Source organism: Streptococcus sp. k-628 (genome assembly GCF_013277475.1).
In the GTDB taxonomy this organism is placed as follows: domain Bacteria; phylum Bacillota; class Bacilli; order Lactobacillales; family Streptococcaceae; genus Streptococcus.
On the sequence record NZ_VMMZ01000038.1, the window covers coordinates 112,280 to 134,267 of the forward strand.

A 21,988-nucleotide genomic window follows, 5' to 3' on the forward strand; every position below is an offset into this window, starting at 1 on the left:
ACTTAAAGAAGGTGATTACGCTTGTCATTATTTAAAAAAGAACGGTTTTCAATCCGAAAAATCTGTGGGATTGTTGGTTCGGTATTACTCGGAAGTATCTTGGTTGCACCGTCAATCATTCATGCTTCTACCTATCATTACATTGAAAAAAGCTCTCTTACACAAGAAGAACAAACAAAGATTCAGGCAGGAATTCCTACTGATAATGAGAAAACTTATGCTCTTATTTATCAGCAGGAAGCTCTTCCTGTAACAGGATCCTCGACTTCTTTGCTTACAGCTTTAGGTCTATTAGCTGTTGGTAGTTTAGTCCTTTTGGTTCATAAAAAGAAAAAAGTTAGTAGTTTGTTCTTAGTTACTACGATTGGACTAATCAGTCTTTCTAGCATGCAAGCACTCGATATAAACAATCCTTTGAAAGCTTCAAGTAATGAAGGAGTAGTTCAAATTGCTGGATATCGTTATATTGGATACTTCCCCCTTGATGATGATGCAATTTCAGAAATTCAACATAAGGATGAGGGGACAAAGGATATTCTAGCGCCAGATAAAACGGTGATTCGTTCTATTCAAAGTGAAATAAACACATCATTTACTCAATCAGAAAAGCCTGAAATTCATGAAAGTATCCCTAATGAAGCGCCTAAAACTGACAAACCTGAATACACTAAACCTGTAGATATGGCTCCAGATGAAGCTCCTAACGAGGCAACTAAAGCAGAGAAACCTGAACATACAGCACCAGTTGGTGGTAATCTGGTAGAGCCTGAAATTCATGAAAAATCAGAATATACTGAACCGGTAAATACAGTTCCTGATTTGGCGCCTAAAGTAGAGAAGCCTGAATATACGCAACCAATAGGTGCAAACCTTGTAGAATCTGAAGTTCATAAGAAATCTGAACATACAGCACCAGTTGATGGTAATCTGGTAGAGCCTGAAGTTCATGAGAAACTAGCATACACTGAGCCAGTAGGTACAACAGGAGTGGATGAAAACGGAAACTTGATTGAACCACCTGTTAACGACATCCCAGAATATACTGAGCCAGTAGGTACAACAGGAGTAGACGAAAACGGAAACTTAATTGAACCACCTGTTAACGACATCCCAGAATATACTGAGCCAGTAGGTACAACAGGAGTGGACGAAAACGGAAACTTGATTGAACCACCTGTTAACGACATTCCAGAGTATACTGAACCAGTAGGTACAACAGGAGTGGACGAAAACGGAAACTTGATTGCACCACCTGTTAACGACATTCCAGAGTATACTGAACCAATATCTACAGTTTCAGAAGTTGCATCAGAAAGAGAAGAGTTGCCTTCTTTACATACCGATATCCGGACCGAGACTATTTCTAAAACGACTATAGAAGAATCTGATCCTACCAAATTTATAGGCGATGATTCTGTTAAACAAGTTGGTGAGGATGGCGAACGTCAAATTGTTACTAGCTATGAAGAGTTACATGGCAAAAAAATTAGTGGACCAGTTGAAACAGTAACTATTTTGAAAGAAATGAAGCCTGAAATTCTTGTAAAAGGTACAAAAGAAAAGCCTAAAGAAAAAACGGCTCCTGTTTTGACTTTGGAGCGGACAGATACAAATGTATTAGACCGCTCCGCAAATCTTTCTTATCATTTGGTTAATACAGATGGAGTCAAGATCAATAAAATTACTGCGACAATTAAAGATGGAAATGAAATTGTCAAAACAGTAGATTTAACTTCAGAGCAATTAGATAAGCAGGTAGAAGATTTAAAATTCTACAAGGACTATAAGATAGAGACCACTATGACCTATGACCGTGGCAAGGGAGAAGAAACTGCAACATTAGAAGAGAAACCACTTCGCTTGGATTTGAAAAAAGTTGAGTTGAAAAACATTACCTCAACAAATCTTGTAAAAGTAGAAGAAGATGGAACAGAAACATTGAAGGACTTCCTGACTGAGACACCAACAGAGACTGAAAAATACTATCTCAAAGTGACGTCTCGGGATAACAAAGTGACTCGTTTAGCAATTGATAAGATTGAAGAGGTCATTGAAGAAGGTAAGCAGCTTTACAAGGTAACGGCAAAAGCACCTGACTTAGTTCAACGTGATAAAGACGGTAAGTTAAGAGACATTTACACTTATTATCTTGAAAAACCGAGGGCTACCGAGGATAAGGTTTATTACAATTTCCATGATTTAGCAAAAGATATGCAAGCAAATCCTACCGGTGAGTTTAAACTTGGTGCAGATTTGAATGCAGTTAACGTTAAGCCAGCAGGTAAAGCTTATGTTATGGCTAAGTTTAGAGGTACTTTATCAAGTGTAGAGAACCATCAGTACACGATTCATAACTTAGAAAGACCTTTGTTTAATGAGGCTGAAGGTGCTACACTCAAAAACTTTAACTTAGGTAATGTAGATATCAATATGCCTTGGGCTGATAAAGTTGCACCTATTGGTAATATGTTTAAGAAATCTACCCTTGAGAATATCAAAGTAGTAGGTTCAGTAACAGGAAATAACGATGTAACCGGTGCTGTTAATAAGTTAGACGAAGCTAATATGCGCAATGTAGCTTTTATTGGCAAGATTAACAGTCTTGGAGATAAAGGCTGGTGGTCTGGTGGACTTGTCAGCGAAAGTTGGATAAGTAACGTTGATAAAGCTTACGTTGATGCTAAGATTAGTGCCAATAAATCTAAATATGGTGGTTTAATTGGTAAACTAGATCATGGTATTGACTCGATGACAGTAGGTAAAAAAGGATTTCTCCGAAATGCTGTAATAAAAGGTACTATGAATTTGATTCAGCATGGCGAAAGTGGAGGTGTAATTCATAACAACTTTAACTGGGGTGTTATTGAAGATGTCGTAACAATGCTTAAAGTAAATAATGGTGAAATTGTCTATGGTTCACCAGCCTTGAATGATAATGACCAATATTTTGGATTAGATAATATCAAACGTGTAAATTATGTAAATGGTGTTGCAAGTGGTTTATCTTCCTACAAACATTCAAATCGTATTACTGGTATCTCTCAAGCAGAAGCAGATGCTAAAATCGCTAAGATGAATATCACAGCCAACACCTTTACTATTCAAGATCCTGTCGTAAACAAGTTAAATCGTATCATCGATAGAGATTCTGATTATAAAGCGATTCAGGATTATAAAGAGACAAGAGAAGTAGCTTATCGAAACTTGGAAAAATTGCAGCCATTTTATAATAAGGAGTGGATTGTAAACCAAGGGAATAAGTTAACAGATGAGTCCAATCTTGTTAAGAAAACCGTTCTGTCTGTAACGGGTATGAAGAATGGTCAGTTTGTGACGGACTTATCAGATATTGATAAGATTATGATTCACTATGCGGATGGCACTAAAGAAGAAATGGTAGTTACCGATAAAGCTGATTCTAAAGTAGCTCAAGTAAAAGAGTATGATGTAGCAGGTCAAAACATTGTCTATACACCAAATATAGTTGTTAAAAATCGGGACAAACTGATTGCGGATGTGAAAGAAAGACTTTCAAGTGTTGACCTAATTTCAGCTGAAGTACGCGCATTAATGGATATACGTAAGAAGTCAGAAGAAAATACAAATGCTCGTAAAGATGGATATATTCGTAATCTATACTTGGAAGAAAGTTTTGCCGAAGTGAAGCAAAATCTAGATAAGTTCGTCAAAGCCTTGGTCGAAAATGAAGACCATCAATTAAACGTTGATGCTGCCGCGATGAAATCGCTACTCAAGAAAGTAGAAGATAATAAAGCTAAGATTATAATGGGACTGACTTATCTTAATCGTTACTATGATATCAAATATGGTGATTTGAGTATCAAGGATATCATGATGTTCAAACCGGACTTCTATGGTAAGACACCAAGTGTACTAGACCGTTTGATTCAAATTGGTTCAAGAGAACATTTCTTGAAAGGTGACCGTACACAAGATGCCTACAAAGAAGTGATTGCTGGTGCAACTGGTAAAGGTGATTTACGTAGCTTCTTAGACTATAATATGCGTTTATTTACAGAAGATAAAGATTTGAATGACTGGTTTATTCATTCTGCGAAAAACGTTTATGTAGCAGAGCCTGAAACAACTACTGAAGCCTTTAAAGATAAGCGACATCGTGTATTTGACGGTTTAAATAATGACGTTCACGGTCGTATGATTTTACCATTGCTCAACTTAAAGAAAGCCCATATCTTTATGATTTCAACCTATAACACGATGGCTTATAGTTCATTTGAGAAATATGGTAAGAACACTGAAGAAGAACGTAAGGAATTGAAGAAACGTATTGATGAAGTCGCTAAAGCACAACAAACTTATCTTGATTTCTGGTCTCGTTTAGCTCTTCCAAGTGTTCGTAATAAACTCTTGAAGAGCGAGTATATGGTACCAACACCTGTTTGGGATAATCAAACTTATGAAGGAATTAAGGATGCAAATCGTCAAGGTTATGGAAAAGGTGGAACCGTGGTATCTCCTATTCGTGAACTATTCGGCCCGACTAACCGTTGGCATCAAGTTAATGGAGCTATGGGAGCGATGGCGAAAATCTACGATAAACCGTGGAAAGATGAGCAAGTATTCTTCATGGTAACCAATATGCTTGACCCGTTTGGTATCTCTGCCTTCACACATGAAACCACACACATTAATGACCGTGTAGCTTACTTTGGAGGACATAACCATCGTCAAGGTACGGATTTGGAAGCTTTTGCTCAAGGAATGTTACAAACTCCTGATAAGTCAACAACAAATGGTGAGTATGGTGCGTTAGGTCTTAACATGGCCTATCATCGTCCAAATGATGGAAACCAGTGGTATAATCCAGACCCTGACAAACTTCAAACACGTGACCAAATCGACCACTACATGAAGAACTACAATGAAGCTATGATGATGCTTGATTATGCTGAAGCTGAAGCTGTTCTTCCTAAGATTAAAGGTGACAATAGTAAGTGGTTCAAGAAAATTGACCGCGAAACACGTCGACCAATGGATAGAAATAAACTAAGTGGTCCTCACCAATGGGACAAAGTGCGTGACTTGACAGACGCTGAGAAAACAACCAAACTGGAAACCATCGATGACTTGGTAAATAATAACTTTATGACCATTCACGGAAATCCAGGCAATAAGGTCTTCCACCCAGAAGATTTTGGTACGGCTTATGTCAATGTCAATATGATGGCAGGTATTTACGGTGGTAATACGAGTCCAGGTGCCCCCGGTTCTCTATCCTTCAAACACAATGCTTTTCGTATGTGGGGTTATTATGGATATGACAAAGGTTTCACTAGTTATGTATCTAGCAAATATCAAGGTGAAGCTGATAAACAAAACCAGGGTAGATTAGGTGATGATTTCATTATTAAGAAAGTTTCTGGAGACAAGTTCAAGACACTTGAAGAGTGGAAGAGACATTGGTATCACGATGTTAAAGCTAAAGCAGAACAAGGATTTACTGCTATTGAAATTGACGGTAAACAAATTACCAACTATACACAATTGAAAGATATTTTTGTTAAGGCAGTTGAAGAAGATTTGAAGAAACCAGATGACTTCTCTCACACTGTTACTCTTAAATCTAAGGTCTTCAAAGCCCTTCTTAAAAACACAGACGGTTTCTTTAACCAACTGTTTAAAGAAGACATTTAAATGTTTAAAATATAAAGAGGGCAGTTTTTTGCTCCCTCTGAAAAGTCATCATTTGATGGCTTTTTTCTATATAGGGTACTTGAAAGGCTATCATCGGACAAAATAAAGAAGGCATGATATAATATAAGGTAGATTTCTATGTCATAAAACAAAAAACTGTTTGAACATCATTCATTTGAGAACCCTTTATGTTCAAACGATAGTAAAATAAAATAGGGTCTCTAAACCCTTGCTACGAAAGGAAAAAAACTCAATGGCTACTATTCAATGGTTTCCTGGTCACATGTCTAAAGCGCGTCGACAGGTGCAGGAAAATTTAAAATTTGTTGATTTTGTGACGATTTTGGTGGATGCACGTTTACCTCTATCTAGTCAAAATCCTATGTTGACCAAGATTGTTGGTGACAAACCAAAACTCTTGATTTTAAACAAGGCAGACTTGGCTGATCCAGCAATGACCAAGGAATGGCGTCAGCATTTTGAATCACAGGGAATTCAGACGCTGGCTATCAACTCCAAAGAGCAAGTGACTGTAAAAATTGTAACAGATGCTGCTAAGAAACTCATGGCTAATAAGATTGCTCGCCAAAAAGAACGTGGTATCAAGATTGAAACCTTGCGTACCATGATTATCGGGATTCCAAATGCTGGTAAATCCACTCTGATGAACCGTTTGGCTGGTAAGAAAATTGCTGTTGTCGGCAACAAGCCTGGTGTTACCAAAGGTCAACAATGGCTCAAAACCAATAAAGATCTGGAAATCTTGGATACACCGGGGATTCTCTGGCCTAAGTTTGAGGATGAAACTGTTGCACTGAAACTAGCCTTGACTGGAGCTATCAAAGACCAGTTGCTTCCTATGGATGAGGTAACTATTTTTGGCCTCAATTATTTCAAAGAACATTATCCAGAAAAGCTGGCCGAACGCTTCAAACAAATGAAAATTGAAGAAGAAGCGCCTGTAATTATTATGGACATGACCCGTGCCCTCGGTTTCCGTGATGACTATGACCGCTTTTACAGTCTCTTCGTGAAGGAAGTCCGCGATGGCAGACTCGGTAACTATACCTTAGATACATTGGAAGACCTCGATGGCGACGATTAAAGAAATCAAAGAACTCCTTGCAACAGTCAAGGACTTAGATAATCCTATTTTTTTAGAGCTTGAAAAGGATAATCGCTCTGGAGTTCAAAAGGAAATCAGCAAGCGTAAAAAAGCCATTCAGGCAGAATTGGATGAGGATCTTCGTTTGGAATCCATGCTTTCCTATGAAAAAAAACTTTATAAGCAAGAACTGACCTTAATTGCTGGTGTTGATGAGGTCGGCCGAGGTCCTCTGGCTGGGCCAGTAGTTGCTGCAGCTGTTATTTTACCTCAAAATTGTAAGATTAAAGGTCTCAACGACAGCAAGAAAATTCCTAAAAAGAAACATCTGGAGATTTTCCAAGCCGTTCAAAACCAAGCCCTGTCAATCGGAATTGGTATCATGGATAATCAAGTCATCGACCAAGTCAATATCTATGAAGCAACCAAACTGGCCATGAAGGAAGCAATCTCCCAGCTTAGTCCTCAACCTGAGCACCTTTTGATAGATGCCATGAAGTTGGAATTACCAATTTCACAAACCTCCATTATCAAAGGAGATGCTAACTCCCTCTCGATCGCAGCGGCTTCTATAGTAGCCAAGGTGACACGTGATGAATTGATGAAGGAATTCGACCAGCAGTTCCCTGGCTATGATTTTACTGCTAATGCAGGATATGGAACAGCCAAACATTTGGAAAGCCTCACAAAACTAGGAGTTACCCCAATTCACCGAACCAGCTTTGAACCCGTTAAATCACTGGTTTTAGGTAAAAAAGAAAGTTAATTGAAAGGAAATACCATGGAGGAACAGTCGGAAATAGTCCGTTCTAAGAAAGAATTTGCCTTTGCCTCAAGTACTATATTATCCCAAGTTGGACGAGGAATCATTGTTGGTCTCGTTGTTGGAATTATCGTTGGATCCTTTCGTTTCTTAATTGAAAAAGGCTTCCACCTGATACAAGGACTTTATCAAGATCAAGGGCACTTATTTGTTAATTTATTTATTATCGCCCTGTTTTATCTAATCATCTGCTGGCTTAGTGCCAAACTGACACGCTCTGAAAAAGATATTAAAGGCTCAGGAATTCCTCAAGTCGAAGCCGAACTGAAAGGCCTCATGACCCTTAACTGGTGGGGCGTTCTCTGGAAAAAATATATTCTAGGAATTCTAGCTATTGCCAGCGGACTCATGCTGGGGCGTGAAGGACCAAGTATCCAACTGGGAGCAGTTGGTGGTAAAGGAATTGCCAAGTGGCTCAAATCCAGTCCAGTAGAGGAACGTTCCTTGATTGCCAGTGGTGCTGCAGCAGGACTAGCCGCTGCCTTTAATGCACCGATTGCTGGACTTCTCTTTGTGGTAGAAGAAGTCTATCATCACTTTTCACGCTTTTTCTGGGTCTCAACTCTAGCAGCCAGCATCGTAGCAAACTTTGTGTCTCTGCTCATGTTCGGTTTGACACCAGTATTGGATATGCCAGATAACATTCCTCTCATGACCCTAGATCAGTATTGGATATATCTCGTCATGGGAATTTTCCTTGGATTTTCAGGTTTTCTCTATGAGAAAGCTGTACTCAATGTTGGTCGAGTTTATGACTGGCTTGGTCAAAAAATCCATTTGGATAGAGCTTATTATCCAATTCTTGCTTTTATTCTCATCATACCAGTCGGAATCTTTTTACCCCACATCCTTGGTGGTGGAAATCAGCTTGTACTTTCCTTAACTGAGCAAGATTTTAGTTTCCAAGTTCTATTAGCTTACTTTTTAATTCGCTTTATCTGGAGCATGATTAGTTATGGAAGTGGTCTTCCAGGAGGGATTTTCCTACCTATTTTGGCTCTCGGTTCCTTGCTTGGTGCCCTAGTTGGTGTTATCTGTGTCAATCTTGGACTTGTCAGTCAAGAGCAATTCCCTATATTTATTATCCTAGGAATGAGTGGCTATTTTGGAGCTATATCAAAAGCTCCCTTAACTGCTATGATTCTGGTAACTGAGATGGTAGGAGATATTCGCAACCTCATGCCACTTGGTCTTGTCACTCTTGTTTCTTATATTATCATGGATTTGCTCAAGGGTGCACCAGTCTATGAAGTCATGCTGGAAAAAATGCTCCCAGAAGAAGTATCCAGCGAAGGAGAAGTTACACTTATCGAAATACCAGTTTCTGATAAAATTGCTGGGAAACAAGTTCATGAACTCAACTTACCACACAACGTCCTCATCACTACCCAAGTCCATAATGGTAAGAGCCAAACAGTTAACGGCTCAACTAGAATGTTTCTCGGAGATATGATTCACCTGGTTATTCCAAAAAGTGAAATTGGGAAAGTCAAAGATTTATTGTTGTAGTATAACTTTTACATAATTTACGTTATGTAAAAAATTAGCTTAATTTATTTAGAAAACCGATTCTCAGAAATGAGATCGGTTATTTTTTACTGATGAGGAATTTTACATATAAATAATTGAACTTTCTTAAAAATAAGACTATAATTAAGTTAGAAATGATAAAGCTAGAAAGGAGTTTACTGTATCAAATCTGTGCAGTAAGATTAAAATCATGAAAAGAAAACAATAGCAATTATACAATGTATTTTGTATCTCATAGTTCCTTATATAGCTCTTCAGTTATGTAGTATGAACAAAAGTTTAGTGGGTGAGTTCTTTATTATTTTCTTTATTCTGCTGACTATTTCATTCTGGTTTAGTATTTGGAAACTAGAAAAAGCACTAGATAATGATTCACAATAGAAATTCCAAAGATTTAGATCTGTTTTACACAGATTTAAGTCTTTTTTAAAAAGCTCTATAACATCTTTCCGAAAAACTATAATTTTCTTGAAAAATATATAAGCCTATGCTATACTACTAGTAGACTTATTTATGGAGAAAATACATGAAACGTGAGATTTTATTGGAACGAATTGACAAACTAAAACAAATCATGCCCTGGTATGTTCTGGAATACTACCAATCTAAGCTGGCTGTGCCCTACAGTTTTACAACCCTGTACGAATACCTTAAGGAATACGATCGATTTTTCAGCTGGGTTTTGGAGTCTGGTATTTCAAACGCTGATAAAATGTCCGATATTCCTTTATCAGTTTTGGAAAAGATGTCTAAGAAAGACATGGAATCCTTTATCCTTTATCTACGTGAACGTCCTTTGCTGAATGCTAATACAACCAAGCAAGGAGTTTCTCAGACAACCATCAATCGGACTTTGTCAGCACTTTCTAGTCTTTATAAGTATTTGACTGAGGAAGTTGAAAACGACCAGGGCGAACCTTATTTCTATCGTAATGTAATGAAGAAAGTTTCAACAAAGAAAAAGAAAGAGACCCTTGCTGCCAGAGCTGAAAACATCAAGCAAAAACTTTTTTTAGGTGATGAAACAGAAGGTTTTCTAACTTATATTGACCAAGAGTATCCACAACAACTTTCAAATCGCGCCCTATCCTCATTTAATAAAAATAAGGAACGTGATTTGGCGATTATCGCCCTTCTCTTGGCATCTGGTGTCCGCTTATCTGAAGCTGTTAATCTGGATCTAAGGGATCTCAATCTCAAGATGATGGTTATTGATGTCACTCGAAAAGGTGGCAAACGTGACTCGGTCAATGTTGCTGCCTTTGCTAAGCCTTATTTAGAGAATTATCTGGCCATTCGAAATCAACGCTATAAGACGGAAAAAACAGACACAGCCCTTTTTTTGACTCTCTACAGAGGTGTTCCTAATCGTATCGATGCTTCCAGCGTTGAGAAAATGGTTGCTAAGTACTCTGAGGACTTCAAAGTCCGTGTAACCCCCCATAAACTACGACATACCCTAGCAACCAGGCTCTATGATGCTACTAAATCGCAAGTTTTGGTCAGTCACCAGCTAGGACACGCCAGTACACAAGTCACTGACCTCTATACCCATATCGTCAATGATGAACAAAAAAATGCCTTGGATAGTTTATAATTTTACGTATTTTAAATTATGTAAAATTATATCAAAAAAAGAAGCTGCTAAAAATAAGCAACTTCTTTTTCTTTATATCTGATACCAGTAAAGTAACGTGGAATATCAATTGTTTCTATATTTTATTTTTGAAATTCTCATTTGCCTACTACTAATTTAACTATAGCAAAAATAATGCAGATAAGGAAGAATATTTTTGCTTGTAGGAATTCTAAAAATCAAGCTTTTCTGGATTCAAATCTCTTCATAATCACAGTTAAACGCCAACGGTAGAGAGCCCCACTCACAATCAAACTAATAATCAAACCAATCCAGTAAGAATAAGCTCCAAAATCTGTTAGAGAGTCGAATACCATAGCTACTGGGAGTGTCACCCCCCAGTAACCAACCAAACCAAGGTAAAAAGGAATAACTGTATCCTTATAACCCCGCAAAATTCCCTGAAGGGGTGCCGCAAAGGTATCTGCTAACTGGAAGAAAAGACTATAAGTTAAAAAACGCGCTGTCAAATCGATAAATTCTGGGTCGTTACCATAAAGACTGGCCACATTTCCTCTAAAAATGTAAAGGAAGGTTAAGGTGAAGGCCGCAAAAATGAGGGCAGTCCATCTTCCTAGACCAATATAGGTTTTCGCATCATCAAATCGCTTGGCTCCCACTTCATAGGAAACGACAATAGCCATAGCCGATGAGATACTCATAGGAAAGGCGTACATAAGACTTGAAAAGTTCATAGCTGACTGGTGACTAGCAATAATCAAGGACGAGAACTTAGCCATAATTAAGCCAACCACGGAAAAGATAGCCACTTCCGCGAAGACAGTTCCCCCAATAGGCAGACCTAAGCGAACTCCTTCCTTGATTTTATCCATATTAAGCGGAATGCGTTTCTCAAAATGCAAGGCTTTGAGCTTCTCCTGTTTAAATAAAACCAGAACAGAAATCCCCAGCAATACCCAGTAAGCCAAGGAAGTTCCTAAACCAGCACCAGCACCTCCCAGTTCTGGAACACCAAAGGCCCCGTAAATCAAGAGGTAGTTAAATCCACTATTGAGAGGAAGTAACAAAAGCATGAGGTACATGGAAAGTTTGGTCAAGCCCAGCGAATCCAGCAAGGAACGAATGACACTAAAGAGCAACAAGGGGATAATTCCGATAGATAAAAACCAAAGATAGCGAACCGCTACTGCTGCTACTGGCGCTTCTAGTCCGATATGATTTAAAACGGGTGGTGCCAGGAAAACTACCAGTCCCAGTAAGAAAACGGATAGGCCCAAGGCCAAATAGATGAACTGGTAAAAATCTGACGCAACTTCTTCCTTTTTGCCTCGACCAAGGTGGTGACCAATGATGGGCACCAGGGCTGATACAATCCCTGTCAGGAATGTAAAGAAAGGATTCCAGATACTGGTTGCCATAGACACACCAGCCAAGTCCATGGTATTGTATTGACCTGTCATAGTCGTATCAACAAAGGATGCAGAATAATTGGCAAATTGATAAATCAGGATTGGGAAGAAAATTTTTAAAAATAATACTAACTTCTCTCGTAAACACTTTGTCTTATACATACTTCTCTTTCTATTCTGATTTATCTAAACCAAAGAGTTTCAGACCATAGTTTTTCAAACTTAGCGGAGGGTTATTAGATTTTGAAGTAGTATGCCAACACGCACATGTACGACAATAATAGCTTCTAACTAAACCTCCATTATCATATTGAACCGCATGGTCAGCTTTTTCTTTAGTTTCATATTGAATTTTAGAACGATTAGATGCGGGACAGTAAATTCCGCTATTAGATTTTGCTTTTCTCTCCCTACGTTTTCGAAAATAATTCATATTCCAACTCCTATCAAGTTTGATAGACGATTTGTCCCTTACAGATGGTATATTTAACCTGCCCTTTTAAGGTTTCACCGATAAAGGGTGAATTAGCTGCTTTCGAAGCAAAATGGGAGTCCACAAGGCGGTCAGCCTTAGCATCAAAAATAGTGATGTCCGCTGGACCATTCTCAGTCAAGTAACCTGCTTCAAAGTTGTAAAGCTTGGCTGGGTTGTATGTCATCTTTTCGAGTAATTCCATCAAGCTTAACTCACCAGCTTCGACCAAATAAGTCAATCCGAGAGACAGAGAGGTTTCTAAGCCAGTCATACCAGATGGCGCTTTGGTAATATCCTCAACATTTTTTTCATCTACATGATGAGGCGCATGGTCAGTCGCAATAACTGTGATGACACCTGACTTGAGACCTTCAATCACGGCACGACGGTCTGATTCCAAACGAAGCGGCGGATTCATCTTGGCATTACTTCCTTGTGTCAAAAGGAGCGCTTCGGTCTTAGAAAAATGCTGTGGCGCTACTTCTGCTGTGACTTGCGCACCTAGCCCCTGAGTAAACTCCACTACTTTAACACTTTCTTCCTTAGACAAATGCTGAATATGGACATGAGCCTTAGTTGCATAGGCAATCATGACATCACGCGCCATCATAGCATACTCAGCCACCCCAGTCGCACCGCAGATATGGAAATGTTCTTTAGCAATATTTTCGTTAAAGCCAAGAATTCCATTCAAACCTGGATCTTCCTCATGAAGACTAATAAAGGTATTAAGCTTTTTAGCTTCCTCCATGGCTTCCTTGACAACTTTACTGCTTTCAAGTGGGATACCGTCGTCTGAGAAACCAACCGCACCAGCTTCTAAGAGTGCTTTAAAGTCAGTCAAATCTTGCCCATTAAAATTCTTAGTAATGGTCGCAACCGTCTTGACATTAATTTTCTCTTTGGCAGCTGACTGGAGAACTTCTTGCAAAGTCTCTATATCCGAGATAGTTGGACTAGTATTAGCCATCATGACGACAGTTGTAAAACCACCTGCAGCGGCTGCTAGGGCACCCGTATGGATATCTTCCTTGTGGGTCTGACCAGGTTCACGGAAATGCACATGAATATCGACCAAGCCAGGAGCAACCACAAGACCACTAGCCTCTAAGATTTCTGCTCCTTCTTCCGTGATTTCCGGATCAATTTTGACAATTTTCCCATCTTGGACTAGAACATCACACACTTGATCCAAACCAGACTTGGGATCCATTACACGACCATTTTTGATTAGTAGCATCTGCTTTCTCCTTTATTCATAGAAATCAACTTGGGTATCCAACAATTTATCCCCATCATAAACAAATTTAGCTGAAAAGAAGGGTTTATCCTCTAAAAGCCACTCAACAAAGGTATGGTCACCTTCCCAAGTTGGCTTGCTCAAAACCTCATCATAGGGAACCCATTCTAAGGTTCCTTCATTGCAGTCAATCAAGTCACCCTCGAACTCCGTCACTTTAAAAACATAGGTGTACCAGTCTAAATCTGGAGTAAATTCAGGAAAAGTGATGACACCTTTTAGAACTGGCTTGGCTTTGAGCCCTGTTTCTTCAAGGATTTCACGCGCTGCACATTCCTGTGGAGTCTCACCACGCTCCAGCTTACCACCCACACCAATCCATTTCCCTTCATGAACATCATTTGGTTTCTTATTACGGTGGAGCATAAGCAGTTCTTTCCCGTTATCAATGTAGCAAATCGTCGCTAACTGAGGCATATTTTCTCCTTATCTAAGCCAATCGATTGGCTCTTGTCCTGTCTCTTTTAAGAATGCATTGGCCTTGGAAAAAGGCTTGGAACCCCAAAATCCTCTATAAACTGACAAGGGACTGGGATGGGCTGATTCGATAATCAAGTGATGAGGATTGGTAACTAAGGCCTTCTTCTTACGTGCATAAGCTCCCCAGAGTACAAAAACGACTGGTCTATCTAGATGATTGACCACCTGAATCACAGCATCCGTAAAAGGCTCCCATATCTGACCAGCATGACCATTGGCCTGTCCAGCAGGAACTGTCAAACAAGCATTAAGAAGCAAGACTCCTTGCTCAGCCCAAGCTGTCAAATCATGAGATTTCTTGACCCCGATGTCATCTGACAATTCTTTCAAGATATTTTGCAAGGATGGCGGAGCTTGGATAGAGTCGGGTACAGAAAAACTCAAGCCCTGCGCTTGACCTGGCCCGTGATAGGGATCTTGCCCTAGAATCACCACCTTAACTTCTTCAAGCGGTGTTGTCAAGAGAGCCTGAAAAACCTTTTCTTTGGGCGGATAAACAGTCCCCTGAGAATAGACCTGCTCCATAAACTGATTGATTTTCCCAAAATAACCCTCAGGTAATTGCTCCTTAATCAAAGCATGCCAAGACGAGTGTTGCATCTTTCCCTCCTTTATCTTATCCATCTAAAAGCACGTCTTAATTCATCCGTACCATTTTTAAAAAAGCATAAACCATGTGCAAGTATAATCTTATCCGGTTTCCAGTTTAACATACGGGAAAAGGAAACCCTTGCTTCCCTTTGTCTTCCTAAAAAAGTCATCCGATAATCAATAGGAGTTTGACCATCAGGGGCTGTTACACGAGCTAAACGATAGAATTTTCTGCGGATTGGACTAGCTATCTTTTCAGGTTCAAAATTCTCTATAAGGTCTGTTACAATGAGTGTTTTAGTTGATTTATGATAAAACACGACCTCCTCGATGACAGAACTTCCCTTAAAAATAAGCTGATCAATCTCATCAGACCATAGGTCAGGAGCCTTATCTGTTAAGGCAGCATCAAATTCCACCTTGACATTCTGACTTTTCGCTCTTTCTTCAACTCCTGGACTAGACCATGCTTGCGCATGAGGATATCTTTTTCTCCAATCTGCAATATAGGCGTAGTGAATCTTATTTGGTGAAATCAGGTAAGCGACTCTGCCCAAAGCGTCCAGTTCAGTAAAGAGTTTCTCGTTTGGCGCAATAGGAGAATGAAGCCAAAGTTTGCCATCATTTAACTTAATCACCGTCATGCGTGTCTGAAAAGGAAGTTTGAAGATCTTCATATCCATTTGAATCAAATCACCATCCACTATCCAGATATTTTGATCAACTTCCTTTAGTGTATACAATGGTTCATAAAGAGAAAGTTCTGGCCTTAACATCGTTAACTATTCCTTCGTTTTTACTGCCTCTATTATAGCAAAAAGTGGCTATGGAAACCACTTTTTACAGTTTATCTAAGCAATCCAGCAAATCTTGATAAGAATGGACTTCGTAAGTCGGCTGGGCTTGTGTGGGATTTTCGAGGTGATGAGGATTGTACCAGATAGTGTCAATCCCCGCATTATTGCCACCTTGAATATCTGCGGTTAGGGAATCTCCAATCATCAGCGTCTTTTCTTTGCTAAAGCCTGTAATCTGCTGACCAATCTTTTCATAAAAGAGAGCATCCGGCTTTTGTGTTTGCAACTGTTCAGAGATAAAGACTTGGTTGAAATAGGAAGCCAGACCAGCCTGAGCCAAACGCCCTGTCTGAATGGCAGTTATTCCATTTGTCGCAGCATACAGCTCATAATCTCGCTCGATAAGGCTATCCAAGAGTTCATGAGCGCCTGAAAAAGTTTGTCCCTGTTGTGCGAGGTAAAATTGGTAACGCCGGGCTAGAAAACTACCGTCTTTTTCCTGTCCAAAATGAGCAAATAAACGAGAAAAGCGCGTATTAACTAGCTCTTGTTTACTGATTTTCTTTTGCTCCAAGTCCTTCCAGAGAGCCTTGTTCATAGGAACGTAATAGTCTTTATAAGCTTGAATATCTGCAACTCCTTCTTCTTTTAGAAGTTGTGTCAGAGCCACATCCTCAGCAGCATCAAAATCAAGCAAAGTGTGGTCGAGGTCGAAGAGTAGAAATTTGTAGGACAATTTGGTGTTTTCCTTTCTAAGATAAACAACTTTCACTTCAGCCAGCTGTTTAATGTAAAAACTTAAAAGTGGTATAGTATCACAAAGAATAATCGTTCCAATTGATTAACTAATCCATACTATTATAGTCAAGTTTATTTTTATTATAGAAAAATCTTCTATAAATTCGAGCAATAGTTAAAATAAATACAAATATGACTCCCAAAATAGATAACACTATTTTCACAAAATTCATTTCAGAGCCTATTACATAGATATGAAAAAGAGGGGCTAGTCCTACACATAGAAACAATAGATAATTTATAAAGTTTATTTTACCAAATCCTGCAAAAAAATATTTCATTTTAAATATTCTCCTTTGAAGCCCCTAATGTTTAAAAATAATGACTGCTTAAAATTAAACAGCTCTAAAATCTAAATATTTGTCAGAGATAAGCTATACTAAGATTATTTTTTAAGCACAACCTTCTTGCTCTTATGGTTTAATTATATTATAACACTATAAAATTTTCAATTTAATTGATACTTACCATTTAATCATATTCGATGAGTTGTATTTTACAGATTAATATTATTTAGCCTTCTTTTTTAGTCACTTTTTAATTCTCAAATTCCCTTTGTTTATACAACTATAATATTATTGAAAAACAACTTGAGATTAAAGATTTTCATCCTCTTTTTATTCTGGTAGCATTACACACTCAACTCAAACAACTTATAAAACTCACCTCTCCTATCCATCAAGTCACAAAAAGAACCATCTTCAACAATGACGCCTGCTTTCATAAAGAGAATTCTATCGTATCTTTTCAAAATGTTTTCATTCAACTTGTGGGTTACTACAAGTGCAGTCAAATTTTGAATATCCAAGATTGAACTTTCAATTTCAGTAGTTACTTGATTATCCAAAGACGAAGTAGCCTCATCCAATAATAAGATTGGTGTTTTTCGAATCAAGGCACGCGCAATACTAAGTCTCTGTCTTTCTCCCCCAGATAGATTTGATCCATTCTCACCACATAAAGTTTGTAGACCTAATTCATTTTCTAAAATATAACTTTCTAAACCAGACTGCTGTACAGCTCTTTTTATATCATCTTCAGTAAAGGATTGACTAAGGGTAATATTTGCTTTTAAAGTATCATCAAAGATATAAACATCTTGCTGAACAATAGTCATTAAGTTATAAAGGCTCTCTGCTGAAATAGCTTGCAAATCTTGATTATCAATTGAGATATACCCACTTGTTACATCATAGAAACGCAGTAATAGATTGAGTAAAGTTGATTTTCCACTGCCTGACATACCTACTATTGCAATTTTTTCCCCCTTTTTGATCTGCAAAGATAAATTATTAAAAATCTTTTCCTCAGCATTAGGGTAGGAAAAATCTACGTTTGAAAAAGAAATGACATCATCAAAATATTCTTTCGTTTTACCAGTTTGAAGTTCGATTACATCTTTTACCTCAAATGAATTCAGTGTAGCTTGACCTTCGCGGAATTTACTCATTCCCATACCAATTTCATTTAGTGGCATTACTACAAAATTGACTAGTTGAACAATAGCTGTAACACTCCCAATTGTGGTATGCCCACCGAAGACCAGATACATTCCTCCACCAAAGGCTACTAAAAAAACAATCATCCCTGAAAGTTGAGAAATAACATTAGATAAAACATCAAATTTCCCTTTGATGAAATATATCTCATCCAATTTCTCGCTTTCGTTTTTGTAATCTTGACCGATAGCCTCTTTCACATTAAAACTCTTTATAACTAGAAACCCTGCTAAAATATCTTTAACCTTAGCTAAATATTTCTGATCGGCTATCATAGAACTATTTTGTAGAGAGGCTGATTTTTGTCCAATAAAACCTGAAATCATCATAGGAATAATGCTAGCAATGATAACTAATAAGGTCAAAAACCAATTACCTATAAACATGGCTACTAGTGAGAAAATCATTAAGGAAATATTTTTTGAAATATTAAAATACTGGTGCAAATAATCCTGCTCAATTTTCTTCATGTTCTCAGTTAATATTGAAATAAATTTCCCTGATTTTTCCTTAGAAAATTCTCTATAATCCCTATCTAAAATAGATTTAAACACCTTATTTTTGTATCTTGACATAATCTGCCTAACAAGTTTATTTCTTAATCGAAGGGATATAAAATTAAGACTGGCATAGATAAATATTACGATAGAGCCTATTAGTATCGCTTGGGTTAGAGCTTCCCTATTTTGGGACATTCCACTATCAATTATAATTTTAATAGAATAAGCAAAAGCAATATTAGTTAAAGGAACTAATATATTAAAAATCATGAAAGTATAAAAAGACTTCTTATGGTACTTTGTCAATTGTTTCATTCCTAATCTACCTCATAATTCTTAAATTTCATTTAGAAAATGTGACATAAAATATTCTTCTAAGTCAATATTCTCTCTCTTAAGCTCTTTCATAGAGACCTGTTCTAGCATTTGTCCATTTTTGATAACACCAATCTTATCTGCTATCTGTGAAATTTCCGATAAAATATGACTTGAGATGAATATTGTAACACCACATTCCTTAGAAAGAGACAACAACAGATTTCGAATTTCTTGAATTCTTATTGGATCTAAACCATTGATTGGTTCATCTAAAATTAACAATTTTGGTTTTGTTAGGAAAGCCCGAGCTAAACCAAGTCTCTGTCTCATTCCTAACGAAAACTCTTTTACTTTTTTAGTCTTATTTTTTAATCCGACCATTCTTAAGGCTCTTATTATATCTGATTCAATAATATTTTTCCCCATATACTGAGCGTGAATTTCCAAAATTTCTTTTGCTGTGAGGTTTTCATAAAAAATTGGTGTTTCAATAACACTTCCAACTTGACTTAGAATCTCCTCTCTGTGATTTTGTAAATTTTTTCCAAAGATTTCAATACTACCAGATGTAACAGTTGATAAGGATAACATACATTTCATTAAAGTTGTTTTCCCTGCGCCATTTGGTCCTAAAAATCCATAGATTTCTCCTTCAGCAATTTGAAGGTTGATACCACTTAAAATTTTTTCTTTATCAATTGTTTTAAAAACTTCTTTTATTTCAACAATATTTCTCATTTCTATCTCTCTTTCTATATCTAGCTTTAAATGCAAGAATTTTTCTTCAGGAGCATAAATACTAACTTATACAGTCTCTTCGTTTAAATAAATCATCACAAAATTAGCACTTTCCTTCCATTAAACTCAGATATACTACTTGATATTAATATCTTTTCTTGAAATAGTATAAATTGAAAATGAAACAATCATTAAACTTATGAAACTAGCAAATATTAAGAAGAATAAGTTATCAACAAAATTATTAGTTAAACTGCCTGGACTTACATTCGAAAGTAACGCTGCTAAACCAAGTCCTGAAAGCATTGTTATAGCTATTGAATGCCTAATCATACCTAAAACAAAAGGTAGTATTCCGACTAATACTGTTCCAAACGTAATTCCAGCTAAGTTAATCATTTGATTAGCTACTGGTATATAATTTGATTCAGTTAAAACTGCTACTAATTTAATTAATAATTGAATAACTAAATGTGCAGTAAAATGAGCAATAAATGATATCAGAATTACTGTAAGCACTTTTCCCCATAGTAACTTTATTTTAGAAACAGGGTAGGAAAACAGCTGAAAAATTGTTCTTCGTTTAAATTCATCAATAATAATCGTAGACAATAAATAAGATTCGAAAATTAAAAATGCTGCTTTGGTAAATAAAGATCCAAACAATGATGTTGCAATTGCCCAACTTCCCCATTTATCAGTAATTTTAATATTATTGGCACTCTGTCCAACAAAATCTCCCAGTTTATTATCAGTACCTAACCCCATGATTATGATTCCTGTAATACCTAATACTATCAATATGGTACCCAACCAAGCAAAAAATAATTTTGATTTTGAAACTTTATTTAATTCAATTTTAATAAGCGACAACATAGATTTTTCCTCCAAAAAATTTTGTTAATATTAATTACACTATTCAAAAAGCACCTTGCATACTACCGGTATGTTAAGATTCAAAAAATAAACATACTAAAGGTATGTATACTGGAATTTTTAATACCATATCTAGAGTATGGTATTTTTTAAAATATCAATACTTAAAATTTATTTGACACCTTTTAAGTGATCAAATAATTGGAAAATTACTTCCATCATTTCATCAGTAATCAACTGCACTCCCAAACCTTCAAAAGTTAGTTTAATGAACTTCATTTTACTCTTTAATTCTTCTACTGAATAAATAGAAATTTGGAACCCAATCCAAATATTCAAAGTTAAAACAATCAAATCAGCTAGCTCTTCAGGATATTCTGTTTTAATTGATTTATCTTTAACACCTTCGAAAATTTTTTCTCTAATCCCTGGTAAAAAATCAGAAAATAAACTTAAATACTGCTCTCCTAACAAACGTGGACTTCTTAGCATAATTGAGACAGAGTATACTAATCTTTGTTGTTCTAAATTTGAGAACGCATCCATCAAAGAATTTTGTATTTTTTCTAATGCAGTATCTCCTCTCCAATTGTAATTTAAAATTTCATGATTATTTTCGCTAATGATTGATTGCAATATTTCATCTTTAGACTCGAAATGATGATAAATAACACCTTTCGTCAATCCACCTAACCCATCGATTATATCTTGTATTGAGGTATTATCAAATCCTTTTTCTAAAAATAAATCTTTCGAAACTTCTAATATTTTTTTTCTAGTTTCATGTGAGTTTCTATTCCTTGCCATTATAACTCCTTCCAAACATACTAATGGTACGTAATCTCATTATAATGCAAGAAAGTAATAATGTCAAGATTCTTTTTATCCCCTCTAATTTTCAAAATTCATTGGTAAAACACTATCCTATACAATTGACAGCCCAAATCTTTCAGAATAGAACAATTCTATCTATCGAACACCCCAACTTCATAAATATCTATGTAATTCTAGACCTAGAATTCCTATAAACTAAATGTTTTCGCACTATTCTAAGCCATTGATTACCTTAAATTTTAATTTTTGAAGGATTCTAAAGCTAGAATAGTCCCATCACAATCTGTTTTGAATGATTCACAATTTAGAAACACTCTAGCTTTACTCCTGTTAAAATAAAAAGGAACTGCATAAAGCAATCCTTTTCTGATTTTGAAATTATTTACTTATACTCTTCGAAAATCAAATTCAAACCACGTCAGCTTCACCTTGCCGTACTCAAGTACAGCCTGCGGCTAGCTTCCTAGTTTGCTCTTTAATTTTCATTGAGTATTAAATAGATAGAAAAGAAAATCTTGTACAAGTTCCTGACAATTTCTTTCTTTTTGTGTATAATAGTGGAAAAGAGGTAAAATGAGGTATGGTTATGGAAACAGTCCTTTACTCAACATTCCGAAATCATTTAAAAGACTATATGAAGAA

Annotated in this window: 17 protein-coding genes; 5 read left to right on the forward strand and 12 right to left on the reverse strand. The window is 36.8% G+C overall.

All coding sequences use genetic code 11. The annotated features are described in order from the left end of the window. Positions 1-21: 21 nt before the first annotated feature. The 5 genes from HT730_RS05725 to xerS all read left to right on the forward strand — a co-directional run bounded on the left by HT730_RS05725 (position 22) and on the right by xerS (position 10,731). A complete protein-coding gene (locus tag HT730_RS05725) occupies positions 22-5,676 on the forward strand; it encodes an SIALI-17 repeat-containing surface protein (protein WP_173307052.1) in 5,655 nt (1,884 codons plus the stop codon). 253 nt (positions 5,677-5,929) lie between these two features. Beyond that, positions 5,930-6,781, forward strand: coding sequence for a ribosome biogenesis GTPase YlqF (ylqF, locus tag HT730_RS05730; protein WP_173307053.1), 852 nt, complete (start codon positions 5,930-5,932; stop codon positions 6,779-6,781). Next, the gene (locus HT730_RS05735; protein ID WP_173307054.1) at positions 6,768-7,547 is read left to right on the forward strand and encodes a ribonuclease HII; all 780 of its coding nucleotides are present in this window, start codon (positions 6,768-6,770) and stop codon (positions 7,545-7,547) included. The genes ylqF and HT730_RS05735 overlap by 14 nt, the downstream gene beginning before the upstream one ends. A 15-nt stretch (positions 7,548-7,562) precedes the next feature. Continuing rightward, positions 7,563-9,113 carry a ClC family H(+)/Cl(-) exchange transporter gene (locus HT730_RS05740; RefSeq protein ID WP_173307055.1) on the forward strand — a complete coding sequence of 517 codons (1,551 nt, stop codon included), beginning with the start codon at positions 7,563-7,565 and terminating at the stop codon, positions 9,111-9,113. 547 nt (positions 9,114-9,660) lie between these two features. Beyond that, positions 9,661-10,731: a tyrosine recombinase XerS gene (gene xerS, locus HT730_RS05745; protein ID WP_050261945.1), complete on the forward strand. Its 1,071-nt coding sequence runs from the start codon at positions 9,661-9,663 to the stop codon at positions 10,729-10,731. 218 nt (positions 10,732-10,949) lie between these two features. Here the strand turns inward: xerS and pdrM are convergent, their stop codons facing one another. From pdrM to HT730_RS05800, 12 genes are all read right to left on the reverse strand, one after another. Then, a complete protein-coding gene (gene pdrM, locus HT730_RS05750; protein WP_173307056.1) occupies positions 10,950-12,302 on the reverse strand; it encodes a sodium-coupled multidrug efflux MATE transporter PdrM in 1,353 nt (450 codons plus the stop codon). Between the two features lie 10 nt (positions 12,303-12,312). Further along, positions 12,313-12,573: a hypothetical protein gene (locus HT730_RS05755; RefSeq protein WP_001105920.1), complete on the reverse strand. Its 261-nt coding sequence runs from the start codon at positions 12,571-12,573 to the stop codon at positions 12,313-12,315. Between the two features lie 13 nt (positions 12,574-12,586). Beyond that, on the reverse strand, positions 12,587-13,855 hold the full coding sequence (locus tag HT730_RS05760) for a dihydroorotase (protein ID WP_173307057.1): 1,269 nt from the start codon (positions 13,853-13,855) through the stop codon (positions 12,587-12,589). A gap of 12 nt (positions 13,856-13,867) precedes the next feature. Next, entirely contained in the window at positions 13,868-14,332 is a 465-nt protein-coding gene (locus HT730_RS05765) for an 8-oxo-dGTP diphosphatase (RefSeq protein ID WP_001135768.1), read from the reverse strand. Between the two features lie 9 nt (positions 14,333-14,341). Further along, complete coding sequence (locus HT730_RS05770; RefSeq protein ID WP_173307058.1) at positions 14,342-14,995, reverse strand: uracil-DNA glycosylase; 654 nt, start codon at positions 14,993-14,995, stop codon at positions 14,342-14,344. 11 nt (positions 14,996-15,006) lie between these two features. Further along, positions 15,007-15,762: a DUF4336 domain-containing protein gene (locus tag HT730_RS05775; protein ID WP_173307059.1), complete on the reverse strand. Its 756-nt coding sequence runs from the start codon at positions 15,760-15,762 to the stop codon at positions 15,007-15,009. 64 nt (positions 15,763-15,826) lie between these two features. Continuing rightward, complete coding sequence (locus tag HT730_RS05780) at positions 15,827-16,519, reverse strand: YjjG family noncanonical pyrimidine nucleotidase (protein ID WP_173307060.1); 693 nt, start codon at positions 16,517-16,519, stop codon at positions 15,827-15,829. Between the two features lie 109 nt (positions 16,520-16,628). Continuing rightward, positions 16,629-16,862: a hypothetical protein gene (locus HT730_RS10495; protein ID WP_050242710.1), complete on the reverse strand. Its 234-nt coding sequence runs from the start codon at positions 16,860-16,862 to the stop codon at positions 16,629-16,631. A 350-nt stretch (positions 16,863-17,212) separates the two neighbouring features. Continuing rightward, the gene (locus tag HT730_RS05785; protein ID WP_050242711.1) at positions 17,213-18,895 is read right to left on the reverse strand and encodes an ABC transporter ATP-binding protein; all 1,683 of its coding nucleotides are present in this window, start codon (positions 18,893-18,895) and stop codon (positions 17,213-17,215) included. A 21-nt stretch (positions 18,896-18,916) separates the two neighbouring features. Beyond that, the gene (locus tag HT730_RS05790; RefSeq protein WP_050242712.1) at positions 18,917-19,636 is read right to left on the reverse strand and encodes an ATP-binding cassette domain-containing protein; all 720 of its coding nucleotides are present in this window, start codon (positions 19,634-19,636) and stop codon (positions 18,917-18,919) included. Positions 19,637-19,771: 135 nt separating this feature from the next. Beyond that, positions 19,772-20,512 (reverse strand): ABC transporter permease, encoded by a 741-nt coding sequence (locus HT730_RS05795; protein WP_050242713.1) that lies wholly within the window; start codon positions 20,510-20,512, stop codon positions 19,772-19,774. Between the two features lie 171 nt (positions 20,513-20,683). Continuing rightward, complete coding sequence (locus HT730_RS05800; protein WP_050242714.1) at positions 20,684-21,319, reverse strand: TetR/AcrR family transcriptional regulator; 636 nt, start codon at positions 21,317-21,319, stop codon at positions 20,684-20,686. Positions 21,320-21,988: the final 669 nt, after the last annotated feature.

What these genes read in the sequence shown, in the direction of transcription:
- HT730_RS05755 (WP_001105920.1), bottom strand. Translation starts at nt 12,573, where the DNA reads ATGAATTATTTTCGAAAACGTAGGGAGAGAAAAGCAAAATCTAATAGC.
- HT730_RS05765 (WP_001135768.1), bottom strand. Translation starts at nt 14,332, where the DNA reads ATGCCTCAGTTAGCGACGATTTGCTACATTGATAACGGGAAAGAACTG.
- HT730_RS05775 (WP_173307059.1), bottom strand. Translation starts at nt 15,762, where the DNA reads ATGTTAAGGCCAGAACTTTCTCTTTATGAACCATTGTATACACTAAAG.
- HT730_RS05790 (WP_050242712.1), bottom strand. Translation starts at nt 19,636, where the DNA reads ATGAGAAATATTGTTGAAATAAAAGAAGTTTTTAAAACAATTGATAAA.
- HT730_RS05770 (WP_173307058.1), bottom strand. Translation starts at nt 14,995, where the DNA reads ATGCAACACTCGTCTTGGCATGCTTTGATTAAGGAGCAATTACCTGAG.
- HT730_RS05795 (WP_050242713.1), bottom strand. Translation starts at nt 20,512, where the DNA reads ATGTTGTCGCTTATTAAAATTGAATTAAATAAAGTTTCAAAATCAAAA.
- HT730_RS10495 (WP_050242710.1), bottom strand. Translation starts at nt 16,862, where the DNA reads ATGAAATATTTTTTTGCAGGATTTGGTAAAATAAACTTTATAAATTAT.
- ylqF (WP_173307053.1), top strand. Translation starts at nt 5,930, where the DNA reads ATGGCTACTATTCAATGGTTTCCTGGTCACATGTCTAAAGCGCGTCGA.
- HT730_RS05735 (WP_173307054.1), top strand. Translation starts at nt 6,768, where the DNA reads ATGGCGACGATTAAAGAAATCAAAGAACTCCTTGCAACAGTCAAGGAC.
- HT730_RS05740 (WP_173307055.1), top strand. Translation starts at nt 7,563, where the DNA reads ATGGAGGAACAGTCGGAAATAGTCCGTTCTAAGAAAGAATTTGCCTTT.
- HT730_RS05785 (WP_050242711.1), bottom strand. Translation starts at nt 18,895, where the DNA reads ATGAAACAATTGACAAAGTACCATAAGAAGTCTTTTTATACTTTCATG.
- pdrM (WP_173307056.1), bottom strand. Translation starts at nt 12,302, where the DNA reads ATGTATAAGACAAAGTGTTTACGAGAGAAGTTAGTATTATTTTTAAAA.
- xerS (WP_050261945.1), top strand. Translation starts at nt 9,661, where the DNA reads ATGAAACGTGAGATTTTATTGGAACGAATTGACAAACTAAAACAAATC.
- HT730_RS05760 (WP_173307057.1), bottom strand. Translation starts at nt 13,855, where the DNA reads ATGCTACTAATCAAAAATGGTCGTGTAATGGATCCCAAGTCTGGTTTG.
- HT730_RS05800 (WP_050242714.1), bottom strand. Translation starts at nt 21,319, where the DNA reads ATGGCAAGGAATAGAAACTCACATGAAACTAGAAAAAAAATATTAGAA.